This window comes from Paenibacillus sp. LPE1-1-1.1 (assembly GCF_040676435.1).
Taxonomy (GTDB): Bacteria; Bacillota; Bacilli; order Paenibacillales; family Paenibacillaceae; genus Pristimantibacillus.
This window is the reverse complement of the sequence record NZ_JBEGHY010000023.1, coordinates 640,497-654,666: the sequence shown is the minus strand read 5'-3', so window position 1 is coordinate 654,666 and position 14,170 is coordinate 640,497. Positions and strand designations below refer to the sequence as shown.

The window sequence follows — 14,170 nt, the reverse complement described above, 5'->3', positions numbered from 1 at the left end:
ATAATTATAGTAACTTTACAATAAATATTCATTCGCCGGAAAGAGAAAGGAGTCTGCAGATGACCATTTATTTTGCATTATTGCGAGGCATCAATGTGAGCGGGCATAATATGATTAAGATGCCGGAGCTCAAGCGAATGTTTGAGGAAATGGGCTACAAGCGGGTTCAAACGTACATAAACAGCGGGAACGTGATGTTTGAAGCAGATGTGAGCGCTGATACATTGGAAGAGAAGCTAGAAATGGAGATCAGCCGCCTCTTTGGATTCAATATTGCTGTCTTCGTGAGATCAGCAGCAGAGCTTGCGAGCATCATCGGCCAATCACCGTTTAAGTCGGTTGTGCTTGAAGACAAACAAAGTATCCATCTTACCTTATTAAAGGAAGCTCCAACGCAAGAGCAATTGGATAAATTACCGGAAGTCGAACAGGGCGAAGACGAATATTTAATTCGTGGAAAAGAAATCTACTTTCTTTACCGGCAGAGCATATTAGACTCCAAGCTTACCAAAAAATTTCAAAAGCTGCTGCCCGCTACGGATAGGAATTGGAAAACCATTCTCAAGCTGGATGCTATGGCAAGAACGTAGGAGGGCCATCAAGTATATATAACCAATTGTAAAAGAAATGAAGCCTTTCGCATTGGAAAAGCTTCATTTCTTTTTTTGGTAAGGTTTATGTGCTACGCTGAGAATTCTTCGCCTTCATGGCTGCATTGCCACTCCATGCCGAACTTATCTGTAACTTGGCCGTAGCACTTGCTCCAAAAGGTTTCTTGAAGCTCCATCGTAATCTGACCGCCATCTGCCAGCTTATTAAATAAGGTTCTCACTTCATCTTCGTTTTTGCTTACTAAGGTTAGGTTAATATTGTTTCCTAAAGTAAATGGCTTGCCTGGAAACACATCAGAGAACATAACCCTGCTTCCCATTACATTTACGCGTGCATGCATGACAAGCTGCTTAGCTTCCTCCGGCAGTTCAAAATCAGGATGCTGCGGCATGTCACCAAAGGTAGCTAAATGCGTGACTTCCGATCCAAAAACTTTTGCGTAAAAATGTGCGGCATCTCGGCAGTTACCATTAAAGTTCAAATATACATCTAGGGCCATTACATTCACTCCTTCATCATCTAAGCGTTTTAGGCATTCCATTCCATTATTTCCTAGTCTAGTGTAACATTTAGGCGTAAATAAACAAAATATATTTATGTAAATTCTTATCCATTTAAATTATGTGTCCATAGGAACGGAAAAAAGGCCCTCAGTAATCTGAGGGTCCTTCTTTTTTTGTTTTTTAGTAGCCTTTGCCGAATACGCCGCAGCTACAAGCAATAATCACCAATAGTATGAAAAGCACCAGAATCGTACCAGTGTTTGTAAAAGCACCACCTACATGACCGGACATCGTATAAATGCACCTCCTTGCGTGTTGAGTGTACTCAGTAATGTATGCGAATTTTTTCGTGGATGATTGGGTGTTTGTTCCGATGGCTCTTTATCCGTATTATTAGCCTAGGGAAATTACATGCGCTGAACAACGGAAAAAAAAGCAGCCTAGCAGGTTTTTTTCCTGATCCAGACTGCTTGATGGTTATCCTCAAACCTTTTTCTTCACTTTGTAACTTTTTTTCTTCTGGATTGGCACTTTAGGAAAACGTTTCGAGCAACGGGAGAGTCCAAGAACCCAGCTGTCGGAACGGCTAAGCGTGCGAGTATTTCTGGCTAAGTTTACGGCGCTTATCGTTAGAAAAATGATGATTCCATCACCGGTATTGTTATTGAAAAGCACCTTATTCGGATTGAGGTCGCCAAATCCGCCTTTCGCAACAAAAATGCCGGGCGTTGGATTCGCTTCGATTTTAATTGCGAAAGCATCATTGTTGAATAAGAAATTTAAACTTTTTAAGGTCAGCTTTTGATTGTTTTCTACTGCGATAACAATTTGTTGCAAAAGAATAGTTTTGCGAGGACCAACCGCAATATCCTTTTTACCGCCTACGATTCCATTAAGCTGAAGCATACTTGGACACCTCCATTAACTCTGTTAGACCATGCACTGTTCAAAATTAGCAATCATGTTTCCATTTCCGATGCTTCTTGCCGATAATAACAACTTTTTGACCAGGTTTAACAAAAATAACCAATACGCTTTTTTTGTTCACGCCGCCGAATCCCATATCAATCACCACCTCTATGCTGAGTTGAACTAGTATATTCATAGAGTTATAGTTTCGATTGGACATCTAAACATGTGGATGAATTTTGGGGCGTTCATATAATTTAAATAGTGATGGATTATAATTTTTTATGGTATTATAATTTCAGGGATTTGGTACTTTAGAACTATACATATATTGTAAAAAAGAGAGGAATCGATATATGGATATGGTAAATCAATTGCTAATTCATCTAATTATCATATTATTTCCGATCTTTATTCAGCAGTTCTTTTTTTCGCGCAAAAAAATAATCGATAACCTGCATTACCAAATTTTGAATGGCTGTATGTTTGGATTATCCGCTGTACTTTGCATGGCTGTTCCTGTTCAAATGATTGGCAGCTTTCAAGGCGATTTAAGAAGCATTCCTTTAATCATTTCGATTGTATACGGGTCTGGAAAATACGTGCCTGGCATAATTGCGCTTCTTATCGCTGTTTTGTACCGTTATTATATCTGCGGGGATGCTGTACTTATTGCTGAACTATCTTTTTTACTTATTCTTGGACCCGCATTTCTTTTTGTAAAATCATTTCTTGGTTATTCATCGGTTAGAAGAATCGCAATATGCTTGCTGCTATCATTAAATTCGGTATTCATTACGTATGTGCTGTTGACCTTTTACATAAAGAGTTATCAGTATGACATGGAAGGCCAAATTCATAGCTTAATGATGTCGATGATTCTCGCATTCGCTTCATTAATCGGAATGGGAATATCAACCCTGCTAAAGGAACATCTCATAGAAACGGCTTATTTGAAGCTTGAATTGGAACGCAGCGAGAAGCTGAAGATCGTGAGTCAAATCGCGGCTTCCGTTGCGCATGAGGTGCGTAATCCGTTAACGGTTGTAAAAGGCTTTTTGCAGCTTGTTAAGGAATCCGTTGACGATAAGAAAAAAGATTATTTAAAAATCGCATTAGACGAATTGGACAGGGCAGAATTCATCATTACCGATTATTTGAATTTGGCAAAGCCGCACTCGGACCAGCTTGAATTAATAGAGGTTGCCAGCTTTCTGGGCAGCACCTTGGAAATGATGAATTCCTATGGACTCATCCAAAATGTCCAAATCCAATTAAATTGCAACCAAACGGATTTGTATGTACGGGCTGATAAGCCAAAGCTGTCGCAAGTTTTATTGAACTTGATCAAAAACGGCGTGGAAGCGATACCGGACTACGGTGAAGTAACGATCAATGCTTATTATCGCTTTGAAGAGATATTCATAGAAATTATAGATACAGGGAAAGGGATGAGCAAAGAGGATTTAGACAATGTCGGTACCGCTTTTTTTACCACAAAGGATACAGGCACGGGATTAGGGGTTTTAGTAACGGTTCGAATTGTTGAAGCTCTGAAAGGTAAGATCGCATTTGAAAGCGTTGTCGGAAAAGGAACGAAGGTTGTGCTTCGTTTTCCGGCCGCTAAAAAGAATCATTAGACCAACCGAATGGAAAAGGATTTTTGATCAAAGACTGTGCAGCATCTGCTGATATAGTCTTTTTTTTGGTGTAAATGCCGAAAAAAATAATCCCCAATCCTATGACAAAAGATTGGGGAGGTAAGCCGTTTATTTCATTTGCAGCATCATGTTCCACAAAGCTGAGCTTTCATATCCAAGCCGCCATGCTGCGACGCCTGCTAGATCATAGGTTTTGGCGATATCAATGCGAGCTTTTACCGTGCTTTCGGTTTCCGCCCAGAACAGATAGGTATAGCCGTCCTTGAAGTATTTATATTTCATTTGTCCTGATTCCGGGTCCAGCACGCCTTTAGCGTTCGTATCGGCAATCAGCTTAGGAACTTCTTTCATGAAAATGGCTCGGTTCCCAACCAGCTTGTTATTGCTGTCCAGCTTCCATTCCCGCACGTAAAACGGAATGCCAAGCATAAGCTTGCTGCGCGGGATCCCATAGCTTAGAAATTGCTTAACGCCTTCTTCTGCCCAGTGCAGCCCTGCGACCGAACCAGGTGTTTCGCTGCCGCTCCAATGCTCGTCGTAAGCCATTATGATGATGGTATCCACGACTGCTGCCAGCGCTGCATGGTCATAAGCGGTCAAATGATTCCAGCTCAAACTTCCGCGGGGCAAGTCGATGGAGATTTGCAGGCCTTTGGCATGAACGGCTTTGGCCAGTGCGCTTACAAAGGCTGTGTATGCCGTACGGTCGCTGCCGGCCACTTCTTCAAAATCAAGGTTAATGCCGGCGACGCCAAGCTTTGACAGCTTAGCTGTCAATTGATTAATGAACGTCTGCTGTGCGGAAGCGTTTTTTAGAAACGCCGTTGTCATTTTCCTGTCAAACTGGTTATGAACAAGAGGCATGACTTTTATCCCCTGCGCTTTAAAAGTATTGGCTGCCGATGGATCCGAAGTATCGTTCAGCGTCCCGTCAGCGGATGCGAGCTCAAACCAAGTGGGGGAATCAATGGATAAGCCTTGGGTATTTGCGACATGATTCATTACGGTAGTACTTGTTGCGCTTCCGTTCCAGCCCAAGTAGATTAGTTTTTTTGTATTGCCCCAGATTTTTCGTCCTTCGATCGTTCTTACCGTACTGTTGGAATAGCTCTTAGCGAAAGCAACCGCACTGCTCCTTGCATTAAAGGACCGGATCTTGTTTTCTCCTTGATACACGGCCAAATACGGAATGCCTGACCAATAGACGGATCCTTTGTAGATTACCTCGCCATTCGGCGTTTTCTTAGCTTGCTGCACTGCTGCCTCTAAGCTTATGAAAGAATGGAGCGTAACGCCATTTTGCAATACCAAATAGGCAGGCTCGTTAGAATGAACGATTTTACCGGTTGCTGTGTTAATGATCTCGCTTCCCGGAACAGCAGCCGATGCTTGAATGGCATCGAATAGGAAGGAGTACAAAGGCAGATCTTGAACAGATTTGCCGCCTACGGCGATTTGGTATACGGGTACTGCTTTTTGTTGGGCTATTTTTTGGGCAGCGGTAAGATTGCTCCATACCCATTTGTTCGTCGATATATCGATGATGTGCGCATTTCCCCATTTTTTGGCTTCTTGCTTAGCGTCAGCAAGAGTTAGGAAGGACCAATTCGTTCTGGTATTATCCCCTTGGTAAAGCTTGAATTTGGCATAGGCTTGATAGCTCCAGCCAATGTTTTCAAGATCGCGAATATGTACGTTGGTCAATGTCTTTGCGACAGACAAGGCTTTAGCATAAGAGCTAAATTCCCATTTCGGGTTCGATTGGCCGTTCTGATATACTTTGTAACGGGGAAAGTTGTCCCACACCCAAGCGCGATCAGCAATTTTCTCGACGTGGCTGTAACCGAATTTACCTGCATAAGCGATAGCTTGCGTTTCAGTTGCAAATTCACGAAGCGCCTGGTCATTCTGATAGACACGAAACTTCGTCATTTGCGCGGCTGCTGCGTCCGCGATTCCAGATGCTGCCGTCAATACCGTTTGGCAAAACAATAGCAGCAGCAGGGCCGTACTCATTTTTCTCCTCATATGAAGCTATAGTCACTCCTCTCTAGTCAAGTGGTTAGACGCACGAGTCAGAGGGAGGTTGCACGAAAACTATGAAAATATCTCTAGTAATTATTGGGAGGAGAATGAATAGATTCAAATAGGCATAAAAAAAAGCATCCCTAAGCTGCTTATCGTTTCGATAATGTCAGCCGAAGGATGCATGTTTTCTAGTCTTCCACGATATCTGCCCAAAACTCTTCATCCGCGTCCAAAGTAATATTGGAACGGAATACGCGTCGGTTATATTGTTTGAAAATATATTGTTCGATGGCTTCTAGGATATTAGCTTCAATAATGTATTGGCTGCGGCCATTTACCCAAACCTCGGCCGTATACCCGTATTCTTCTTCCCACGAGAGCTGAACTTCAACGTCTGTGGGACTGACTCCTCTTCGGTCGGCCATGTTGAGGCAGATGGCGTTTATTATTTCATCCGTATAGATGCGCACGGTTAGTAAGGTCTCCGGCGGTCTGGCGGGTTACGCTTGCTGCGAAGATAAACGAAAGCAACCCGGATGAGCATGATGACCGCAAAGATGGCAAGCAGATTAATCATAAGACCCAGTATATTTCCAAAAGCGCCCCAGCCGGCAAATAAGCTTCCGAACATTAATCCCGCCAAGCCGCCGATCATTAAGCCCCTCATTAAACTGCCTCCGCTGAAAAAGCCAGGTTTTGCCGTGCCTGTTGTCGCGCCAGTTTTGGTCCCCGGATTGGTTTGTTTAACGTCATCTGTTCTTTTAGGGTTTTGCGTAACGCTTTGTTTTGGAGATTTAATTCCTCCACGCGGTCTTGCATCCGCATACTGACTGAAGCCTAATGTGAAGAATAGCACGAATGCCATCATAACTAATATTCCCTTTTTCATCTGTCTGTTCTCCTCCTGGTATCTTTGATATTTCCATTGTTATAGAAATATAATACGGCTAATGCAGACGAAGGTTTCGTTTCATCTTTAGGATTGGTCTAAATGTATGAAAGTATAAGCGACATATGCTAATATTTTAGGATGAAGGACATGGCTTAAGGCCATTCGAACACAAGAAGAGGAGGCATTCATGCTATTATTTCCTAAAGCTTATATCGATTATTTGGTGGAATTCCATGCCTCGAGAGATTATTTCGAATGCCATGAGCTGCTTGAAGAATATTGGAAGGAGCATCCGGAAGATCCGCTCGCGCTGACATGGGTAGGTCTAATACAGCTCGCTGTCGGCCTATATCACGAACGGAGAGGCAATCGGAGAGGGGCAGAGAAGATGCTCGCGCAAGCGGAACGGAAGTTATCGCGGGCACCGCTCCTGCAGCTCGGCATCGATAAGGATAGCCTCCAAGAACAATTGAAACCGAGAATTTCCGCTTTGCAATCGGGCGAGGAAAGACCGTATACGGACATTAATCTTCAAATTATTAATGTTGAGCTGGCTGCTATTTGCAAACTAGCATGCAAGCAAAGAGGATTAATATGGGGCGCTCCAAGCCCGCTTGATAATGAAGCAGTCGTTCATAGGCATACGAAGAGAGACCGATCAGAAGTTATTTTAGCGAGAAAAGCAGCGTTTGCCGCAAAAAAAAGAGAGCGTGAGGGGTTGTCTTAATACCCTTTACGCTCTCTTTTTATAGGTCATCCTTATTTGTAGGCTCCGTCCACAAGTTCCAGCTCTCCCGTTTCTGAATCAATAATTAATCCATGCACGAGGATTTCGGCTGGCAGCAGGGGATGGTTGCGAATAATGCTGACGCTGTTAATGACGCTGTCCCGGACATTATCAAAGCCGGTCAACCAGCGCATCAGATTGAGGCCGGAATGCTTTAACGTTGTAATCGTCTCGGTTGAAACGCCCCGTTCCTCCATATGCTGAATAATCAGTTCGGGATTGAGTCCCGTCATGCCGCAATTATTATGGCCGATTACAAATACTTCGTCGGCTTGCAGCTCATATAGAGCAACCAGGATACTCCTCATTATATTCCCGAAGGGCTGAGTAACGATAGCTCCGGCATTTTTGATTATTTTGGCGTCGCCGTTTTTGAGGTTCATGGCTTTAGGAAGCATTTCGGTCAATCTTGTATCCATACAAGTGACAATAACCATACGTTTATTCGGATATTTACTCGTTGAATATTTCTCATACTCGCGGTTTTCAACGAATTGCTGATTGTAGGATAAAATTTCATCTATTTTGTTCATGCGGCACTTCCTTGGGTTAGAAAGCGAAGGTTCGTCGTATAAATTTGGTTATCGCTTTTCAGATTAAAGGTGCCGCGTTCAGCATCGTAATCGACACGAAGCCGCGGTTCATAATAAATCTCATGCCGAGGCTCATAATAGAATGGAAATGGATCGCCTTGGGCAAGCTTGTCGTCGACAGAGGGCTCGCTGATAAGCTGAAGGGCGGGAACGCCGCTGACGACACAACCGCAGCCCTCCGTATCATGTAGCAGCTTGAGCTGAGTGTTTCCGTCATTTAAATAGGGAGATATGCGATCGGTTGCAGCTTTCGAAAAAGTAATTTGCATGATGATTTCCTCTCTTTCTCTCTATTGCACTGTATGACTAGCGGGTTTAAGATGATTATAAGGATTGAAATAAGCAAGATCAAGTGAAGTTCCGATGAACGCTATTCCAAAGATACGTATGTAACTAAGAAAAGAGAAAGGTGGAAAAACAATGACAGCCAAACAAAACGAAGATCTTCAAGGCTTTAAAGAAACGATTCGTAAAATAAAGAGCTATGAGGAAGCGCTTGGCGTCCTTTATTGGGATCTGCGGACAGGCGCACCGCGCAAAGGGATGGATAATCGTTCCGAGGTAATCGGGGCTTTGTCCGCTGACCAGTTTAAGCTTTCCACCTCGCCGGAGCTCGGGGATTTGATCTCTACGCTGGAGGAGAAAACCGTGTTTTCGAATCTGACTGAAATCGACCAGCGCTTAGTTTCCGAGACTCGGAAGGATTATGACCGCAGCGTCAAAATTCCGCCGAAGCTATACCAAGAATACGTAGTCCTTGCCTCGCAGTCCGAGTCGAAGTGGGAGGAAGCTAAAGAAAGCAATGATTATGCAGGCTTTCAGCCCTATTTGGAAAAGGTTATTGATTACACGAACCAATTTATCGATCTATGGGGACCTAAAGCGACTCGTTACGATACGCTGCTTGATCAATATGAGCCGGGAATGACGGTTGCAGAACTGGATCAGGTTTTTGGCGGCTTACGCTCGCAGCTCGTACCGCTTGCTGCAGCAATCGCTAATTCTCCGCATCAGCCCGATACTTCCTTTCTTAAGCAAAACTATGATAAGTCGGCACAAAAAGCATTTAGCTTATACATATTAGAGCAAATGGGCTACAACTTCGAAGCGGGTAGACTGGATGAAAGCGCGCATCCGTTCGCTACTGGACTTAGCCCAGGCGACGTTCGCATTACCACGCGGTATTTGGAAAACGATGTAACCAGTGCCTTATTTGGCACGATTCATGAGGGCGGCCATGCCCTGTACGAACAAAATATTATGGAAGAGCTGATCGGAACGACCCTGTGCACGGGAACATCCATGGGCATTCATGAGTCGCAATCCCGTTTCTGGGAAAATGTAATCGGCCGCAGCAGGCCATTCTGGGACCGGTATTTCGGCGAGCTTCAAAAAAGGTTCCCTGGTCAGCTTGACGTCAGCGTTGATCATTTTTATCGCGGGAACAATGTCGTGCAGCCCTCGCTTATCCGAATTGAAGCCGATGAGCTTACTTATAATTTGCACATCATCATACGCTACGAGATGGAGAAGCTCATCTTCAACGGAGGAGCCAAAGCGGCAGACCTGCCGGCCATTTGGAATGATAAATATAAGGAGTATTTGGGCGTAACGCCGTCCAATGATGCCGAGGGCGTGCTCCAAGACGTACATTGGTCAGGCGGGGCGTTCGGTTACTTCCCTTCCTACTCCCTGGGGAATATGTATGCGGCACAAATCGCAGACACGATGGAGCGGGAGCTTGATGGCTTCTGGACAAATGTCGGTAAAGGGAATTTGCTGCCGATTAAGCAATGGCTGACTGAACGGATATACAAATACGGCAAGCTTAGAACGCCTTCTGAACTTATTATGAGCGTGACGGGCAAACCGCTGGACCCGCAGCATTTAGTCACGTATTTAACGAATAAATATACAGACATCTACAAGCTTTAGCTCGAATCAGATCAGATGAAACGATAAGAAGGCTGTCCCATCGTCCAAGGACGATAGCGGACAGCCTTCTTTTTGATGTTCGCATTCACCGCCCATGACTTTTGCGCATACGTTGGAGTACATTTATAAACACAAATGCGCAGGAGGGACTCGAAAATGAAAAGACGTATTTTATTGTCGCTGCTGCTATCGGTAGCACTCATCATGACTGCTGTTCTGGCAGGCTGCGGCAAAAATGATTCGGAGAAGGTCAAAGTCCGGATCGGGGAAGTAACGCGATCGTTATTTTATGCCCCGGAGTATGTAGCGGTAGCAAAGGGCTTCTTTGAGGAGGAGGGCCTCGATGTTGAGTTGACAACAACGCCGGGCGGCGACAAAACCATGACCGCTCTGCTGTCTAATGCCATCGATGTCGCACTGGTAGGCTCAGAAACGTCTATTTATGTTTATCAGCAAGGCACGGACGATCCGATCATCAACTTTGCTCAGCTAACGCAAACCGACGGCACTTTTCTTGTGTCGAGGGAAGCGGATGAAAGCTTCGACTGGAATTCAATAAAGGGCAGCGTGTTCCTTGGCCAAAGAAAAGGGGGCATGCCGCAGATGGCAGGCGAATTCGCTTTGAAAAAATTAGGCATTGATCCGAAGGCCGATTTGGAGCTCATCCAAAATGTGGATTTTGCTAATATTCCGGCGGCGTTTGCGTCTGGCACCGGCGATTACGTGCAGCTATTCGAACCGACGGCTTCGATCTTTGAGAAGGAAGGCAAAGGCCATGTCGTGGCGTCTTTTGGCGCGGAGAGCGGCCATCTGCCGTATACCGTCTTCATGGCAAAGCAAAGCTATATCGATAAAAACAAAAAAACGGTGCAATCGTTCACGAATGCCGTCCATAAAGCCCAGCTTTGGGTTGAGAGCAACGATGCCGAAGCAATCGCCGAAGTGGTTCTTCCATATTTCGAAAATGTCGACCGTGATATATTGATCAGCTCCATCGACCGTTACAAAAAGCAAGGCTCGTTTGCGACGGATCCGATCATCGACGAAGCGGAGTGGAATAACCTGCTTGATGTAATTACAACGGCTGGAGAGCTTGAAAAACGTACGGAGCATAACGAGCTTGTCGATACTAGCTTTGCGGAGAAAGCAATCGAAGAGGTGAAATAACAAGCTTGCTAGGAATGGAGGCTTAGGCATGAGAAGTGAACCAGTGCTTGAGCTGCAGCAGTTATCCCATGTTTACGTGAATGAAAAGGGAGCCTCTCTTGCGGTAGAACGTATCGAGTTGACGGTTGAACGCGGGGAGTTCATTAGCTTGGTCGGGCCGAGCGGCTGCGGCAAGACAACGGTGCTTAGCTTGCTAGCAGGATTGTTTCCGCCCACGAAAGGTCAAGTTCTGCTAAACGGAGAGCGGGTAGCCGGCCCCTCCCCGAAAGTAGGTTATATGCTGCAGCAAGATTATTTGTTTCCATGGCGATCAATAAAAGAAAATGCTGCAATCGGATTGGAAATTAGCGGGCGGAAAACGGAGAAGTCGTTGCAGGCCGTTGAAAAGCTGTTATATGAGCTTGGTCTGCCTGACTCCAGCCACAAATATCCGCATGAGCTCTCTGGAGGCATGCGCCAAAGAGTTGCGCTTGCAAGGACATTGGCGACGGAGCCAGAGGTGCTGTTGCTCGATGAACCATTTTCCGCGCTTGATTTGCATATCAAGCTTCAACTAGAGGATTTAGTCCATCAGACGCTGAAGCGTCTAGGCAAGACGGCGGTACTCGTAACACATGACTTGGCGGAAGCGGCTGCAATGAGCGACCGTGTCATCGTGCTTGGACGCAATCCCGGACATATCCGCCGCGAGGTCGTTATACCCGAGGACGTACGGCTTGCTTCACCAATGGCAGCCCGCAAGCTGCCGGGCTTCCAAGAGCTGTTCGAGCGGTTATGGCTTGAGCTGGACAAGGAAGACAACGAAGGGGGAAAGCAGGGTGGATGATCCGAAAAAGCCGGACCCTCGGGCAGCAGCCGCGCCAAAAAGCGATAAACATATAGCTGTACAGGAAGGACGCCGTTTCTGGATGAGCGAGCTGCATTCCCGCTATAAAAGCCAGAAACGCCGGGTTACCGCTGCCGTTCTTGCGACCCAGGCGGTGCTGCTGGTGCTGTTCGTAGGCTTATGGGAAGCTGCAGGACGCAATGATTGGATTGATCCGCTGCTTTTCAGTTATCCTTCGAAGATGCTTGCCCAGCTGTGGAAAACGATGGCTGACGGTTCAATTTGGCCGCATATCGGCATGACGGTGACCGAGACCGTAGTCGGCTTCTTGCTTGGAACGCTGCTTGGGACGGCAATTGCGGCTGCGTTATGGTGGTTTCCTTTTTTATCGCGTGTATTCGATCCCTATTTAGTTGTCTTAAACAGTATGCCGAAGGTAGCGCTTGGTCCGATCTTTATCGTCGGGCTAGGACCGGGCTTCATGTCGATTGTAGCGATTACTTTATCGGTCACGGTCATTATTACGACTTTAAATATATACAACCGGTTCCGAGAAATCGATTCCGGTTATATCAAGGTTGTCAGATTGCTTGGAGCTTCCCGTCTGCAATTGTTCAAGCTGGTCATCCTGCCGGGTTCGTTTCCCGTGATTATTTCCACCTTGAAGGTCAACGTCGGTTTAGCATGGATTGGCGTGATCGTCGGCGAGTTCCTTGTTGCTAAGCTAGGCCTTGGTTACTTGATCATATATGGCTTTCAGGTCTTTAATTTCACGTTAGTGCTATCCAGTTTAATTGTAATTGCGGTCGTAGCGACCGTGATGTACCAGCTCGTCGCCGCGCTTGAACGACGGTTGACGGCGGGCTGGCGGGAGCGGTAGGATGTAGGAATAAATCCTACGGTTCGCGAGGTTATTTCATGGGCATTCGTATCATTAAAACGGCGCTAGCCGCCATTGCAGCTATTTATACCGCTGTATATCTAGGTTTGGAGCCGCCGCTTGGCGCCGGGATTCTTGCCATTCTCGGCGTTGAAGTGACGCGGATGAAAGGACTTAAAAGCGCCTTCGTGAGGTTTGTCGCCTCGGTGCTTGGACTTTTTTTTGCATCGCTTATCTTTACCTTGTTCGGCTTTCGCATTTGGGCAGTTGCGGTATTTATTCTCATCACTTTTCCCGTATTGTCGCGATTTCAATTAAAAGACGGCATCGTCACGAGCTCGGTTATCGTCTTTCATTTGTTTAACCGGGCTGAGGTGACGACGGATATTATCGGCAATGAAATTATGCTGCTGTTTGCCGGCTTAGGCTGGGCAACGATCGTGAATATCATTTACATGCCGAAGGATGAGCATCAGCTTAGCTCTTACCGCTCATCGATTGAACAAAGCTTTGGCGTCATTTTTCAAGAAATGGCTTTCACGCTTCGGAATCCAACGCATGTGTGGAACGGCGGCGAAATATTGGAGGCTTATAACGCGATTGAAGAGGGGGCGCAGCGCTCCGTTCGCAATCGCGAGAATAGGCTGTGGGGCCAGGAACATTATTGGTCCAGCTATTTCGAAATGAGGCGGCAGCAGCTCGAATCGGTACAGCAGATGCTCGTCGAGCTCGCGTTCGTTTATCAGAAGTTTCCGCAAGCCGCGATGATTGCCAATCTTCTTGAGCAGCTATCAAGCGATGTGAAATCAGATGTATATGAAGGGGCCGTTGAAGGACGGCTGAATGAGCTGTCGCAATTGTTTAAAGCGATGGAGCTTCCGAAAACGAGGGAAGAGTTTGAGGTGCGCGCATCGCTGCTCATGCTTATCCGTGAGCTGGAGCGGTATTTGAGCATAGCCAAGCGGCTTAAAAAAAGAAAAGTCATGTTGTCCGAACTTCAGCCATAGAATGTAAAGGGAAAAATTCGTTGCGAAGGCAAGCGTAAACGGCTGTGGCTACAATGGAGACACGGCTTTCGTTTCGCGTAGAAAAACAAGCGTAGTTATAGGAGGAAACCTATAATATCTTGATTTTCAAGCGTAAACGGCTGTGGCGACAATGGGAGACACAGCTTTCGTTTCGCGTAGAAAAACAAGCGTAGTTATAGGAGGAAACCTATAATATCTTGATTTTCAAGCGTAAACGGCTGTGGCTACAATGGAGACACGGCTTTCGTTTCGCGTAGAAAAACAAGCGTAGTTATAGGAAGAAACCTATAATATCTTGATTTTCAAGCGTAAACGGCTGTGGCTACAATGGAGACACGGCTTTCGTTTC

General features: G+C 45.7%; 15 protein-coding genes. 8 read left to right on the top strand and 7 right to left on the bottom strand.

Going from position 1 to position 14,170, the window contains the following annotated elements; all coding sequences use genetic code 11:
* The first annotated feature begins 59 nt into the window (after nucleotides 1-59).
* Nucleotides 60-590 (top strand): DUF1697 domain-containing protein, encoded by a 531-nt coding sequence (locus MRBLPE1_RS19665; RefSeq protein WP_364148641.1) that lies wholly within the window; start codon nucleotides 60-62, stop codon nucleotides 588-590.
* Nucleotides 591-682: 92 nt separating this feature from the next.
* Here MRBLPE1_RS19665 and MRBLPE1_RS19660 read toward each other — a convergent pair whose 3' ends face one another.
* Both MRBLPE1_RS19660 and MRBLPE1_RS19650 read right to left on the bottom strand, forming a co-directional pair.
* Complete coding sequence (locus MRBLPE1_RS19660) at nucleotides 683-1,111, bottom strand: VOC family protein (protein ID WP_364149755.1); 429 nt, start codon at nucleotides 1,109-1,111, stop codon at nucleotides 683-685.
* 487 nt (nucleotides 1,112-1,598) lie between these two features.
* Nucleotides 1,599-2,021, bottom strand: coding sequence for a hypothetical protein (locus MRBLPE1_RS19650; protein WP_364148637.1), 423 nt, complete (start codon nucleotides 2,019-2,021; stop codon nucleotides 1,599-1,601).
* 359 nt (nucleotides 2,022-2,380) lie between these two features.
* Between MRBLPE1_RS19650 and MRBLPE1_RS19645 the strand changes: the two genes are divergently transcribed.
* The gene (locus MRBLPE1_RS19645) at nucleotides 2,381-3,664 is read left to right on the top strand and encodes a HAMP domain-containing sensor histidine kinase (protein WP_364148635.1); all 1,284 of its coding nucleotides are present in this window, start codon (nucleotides 2,381-2,383) and stop codon (nucleotides 3,662-3,664) included.
* A gap of 129 nt (nucleotides 3,665-3,793) precedes the next feature.
* Here the strand turns inward: MRBLPE1_RS19645 and MRBLPE1_RS19640 are convergent, their stop codons facing one another.
* From MRBLPE1_RS19640 to MRBLPE1_RS19630, 3 genes are all read right to left on the bottom strand, one after another.
* The gene (locus tag MRBLPE1_RS19640; protein ID WP_364148634.1) at nucleotides 3,794-5,701 is read right to left on the bottom strand and encodes a glycosyl hydrolase family 18 protein; all 1,908 of its coding nucleotides are present in this window, start codon (nucleotides 5,699-5,701) and stop codon (nucleotides 3,794-3,796) included.
* Nucleotides 5,702-5,901: 200 nt separating this feature from the next.
* Nucleotides 5,902-6,183, bottom strand: coding sequence for a YxcD family protein (locus MRBLPE1_RS19635; RefSeq protein ID WP_364148633.1), 282 nt, complete (start codon nucleotides 6,181-6,183; stop codon nucleotides 5,902-5,904).
* A 2-nt stretch (nucleotides 6,184-6,185) separates the two neighbouring features.
* Complete coding sequence (locus tag MRBLPE1_RS19630; RefSeq protein ID WP_364148632.1) at nucleotides 6,186-6,602, bottom strand: hypothetical protein; 417 nt, start codon at nucleotides 6,600-6,602, stop codon at nucleotides 6,186-6,188.
* 190 nt (nucleotides 6,603-6,792) lie between these two features.
* Here MRBLPE1_RS19630 and MRBLPE1_RS19625 point away from each other — a divergent pair, with 190 nt between their 5' ends.
* Nucleotides 6,793-7,332 (top strand): DUF309 domain-containing protein, encoded by a 540-nt coding sequence (locus MRBLPE1_RS19625; RefSeq protein WP_364148630.1) that lies wholly within the window; start codon nucleotides 6,793-6,795, stop codon nucleotides 7,330-7,332.
* A 32-nt stretch (nucleotides 7,333-7,364) separates the two neighbouring features.
* Here the strand turns inward: MRBLPE1_RS19625 and MRBLPE1_RS19620 are convergent, their stop codons facing one another.
* Together MRBLPE1_RS19620 and MRBLPE1_RS19615 are read right to left on the bottom strand one after the other, a co-directional pair.
* Complete coding sequence (locus MRBLPE1_RS19620) at nucleotides 7,365-7,925, bottom strand: beta-class carbonic anhydrase (RefSeq protein ID WP_364148628.1); 561 nt, start codon at nucleotides 7,923-7,925, stop codon at nucleotides 7,365-7,367.
* Nucleotides 7,922-8,254: an iron-sulfur cluster biosynthesis family protein gene (locus tag MRBLPE1_RS19615; RefSeq protein WP_364148627.1), complete on the bottom strand. Its 333-nt coding sequence runs from the start codon at nucleotides 8,252-8,254 to the stop codon at nucleotides 7,922-7,924. The genes MRBLPE1_RS19620 and MRBLPE1_RS19615 overlap by 4 nt, the downstream gene beginning before the upstream one ends.
* A 151-nt stretch (nucleotides 8,255-8,405) precedes the next feature.
* Here MRBLPE1_RS19615 and MRBLPE1_RS19610 point away from each other — a divergent pair, with 151 nt between their 5' ends.
* The 5 genes from MRBLPE1_RS19610 to MRBLPE1_RS19590 all read left to right on the top strand — a co-directional run bounded on the left by MRBLPE1_RS19610 (nucleotide 8,406) and on the right by MRBLPE1_RS19590 (nucleotide 13,800).
* On the top strand, nucleotides 8,406-9,920 hold the full coding sequence (locus MRBLPE1_RS19610) for a carboxypeptidase M32 (RefSeq protein WP_364148625.1): 1,515 nt from the start codon (nucleotides 8,406-8,408) through the stop codon (nucleotides 9,918-9,920).
* A 156-nt stretch (nucleotides 9,921-10,076) separates the two neighbouring features.
* The gene (locus MRBLPE1_RS19605) at nucleotides 10,077-11,087 is read left to right on the top strand and encodes an ABC transporter substrate-binding protein (protein ID WP_364148624.1); all 1,011 of its coding nucleotides are present in this window, start codon (nucleotides 10,077-10,079) and stop codon (nucleotides 11,085-11,087) included.
* Nucleotides 11,088-11,115: 28 nt separating this feature from the next.
* Nucleotides 11,116-11,913 carry an ABC transporter ATP-binding protein gene (locus MRBLPE1_RS19600; protein WP_364148623.1) on the top strand — a complete coding sequence of 266 codons (798 nt, stop codon included), beginning with the start codon at nucleotides 11,116-11,118 and terminating at the stop codon, nucleotides 11,911-11,913.
* Between the two features lie 82 nt (nucleotides 11,914-11,995).
* Complete coding sequence (locus MRBLPE1_RS19595) at nucleotides 11,996-12,793, top strand: ABC transporter permease (protein WP_364149754.1); 798 nt, start codon at nucleotides 11,996-11,998, stop codon at nucleotides 12,791-12,793.
* A 38-nt stretch (nucleotides 12,794-12,831) separates the two neighbouring features.
* Complete coding sequence (locus MRBLPE1_RS19590; protein ID WP_364148621.1) at nucleotides 12,832-13,800, top strand: aromatic acid exporter family protein; 969 nt, start codon at nucleotides 12,832-12,834, stop codon at nucleotides 13,798-13,800.
* Nucleotides 13,801-14,170 lie beyond the last annotated feature (370 nt).

Coding starts and splice junctions, on each gene's coding strand:
- MRBLPE1_RS19665 (WP_364148641.1), top strand. CDS start 60: ATGACCATTTATTTTGCATTATTGCGAGGCATCAATGTGAGCGGGCAT.
- MRBLPE1_RS19660 (WP_364149755.1), bottom strand. CDS start 1,111: ATGGCCCTAGATGTATATTTGAACTTTAATGGTAACTGCCGAGATGCC.
- MRBLPE1_RS19650 (WP_364148637.1), bottom strand. CDS start 2,021: ATGCTTCAGCTTAATGGAATCGTAGGCGGTAAAAAGGATATTGCGGTT.
- MRBLPE1_RS19645 (WP_364148635.1), top strand. CDS start 2,381: ATGGATATGGTAAATCAATTGCTAATTCATCTAATTATCATATTATTT.
- MRBLPE1_RS19640 (WP_364148634.1), bottom strand. CDS start 5,701: ATGAGTACGGCCCTGCTGCTGCTATTGTTTTGCCAAACGGTATTGACG.
- MRBLPE1_RS19630 (WP_364148632.1), bottom strand. CDS start 6,602: ATGAAAAAGGGAATATTAGTTATGATGGCATTCGTGCTATTCTTCACA.
- MRBLPE1_RS19625 (WP_364148630.1), top strand. CDS start 6,793: ATGCTATTATTTCCTAAAGCTTATATCGATTATTTGGTGGAATTCCAT.
- MRBLPE1_RS19620 (WP_364148628.1), bottom strand. CDS start 7,925: ATGAACAAAATAGATGAAATTTTATCCTACAATCAGCAATTCGTTGAA.
- MRBLPE1_RS19615 (WP_364148627.1), bottom strand. CDS start 8,254: ATGCAAATTACTTTTTCGAAAGCTGCAACCGATCGCATATCTCCCTAT.
- MRBLPE1_RS19610 (WP_364148625.1), top strand. CDS start 8,406: ATGACAGCCAAACAAAACGAAGATCTTCAAGGCTTTAAAGAAACGATT.
- MRBLPE1_RS19605 (WP_364148624.1), top strand. CDS start 10,077: ATGAAAAGACGTATTTTATTGTCGCTGCTGCTATCGGTAGCACTCATC.
- MRBLPE1_RS19600 (WP_364148623.1), top strand. CDS start 11,116: ATGAGAAGTGAACCAGTGCTTGAGCTGCAGCAGTTATCCCATGTTTAC.
- MRBLPE1_RS19595 (WP_364149754.1), top strand. CDS start 11,996: ATGAGCGAGCTGCATTCCCGCTATAAAAGCCAGAAACGCCGGGTTACC.
- MRBLPE1_RS19590 (WP_364148621.1), top strand. CDS start 12,832: ATGGGCATTCGTATCATTAAAACGGCGCTAGCCGCCATTGCAGCTATT.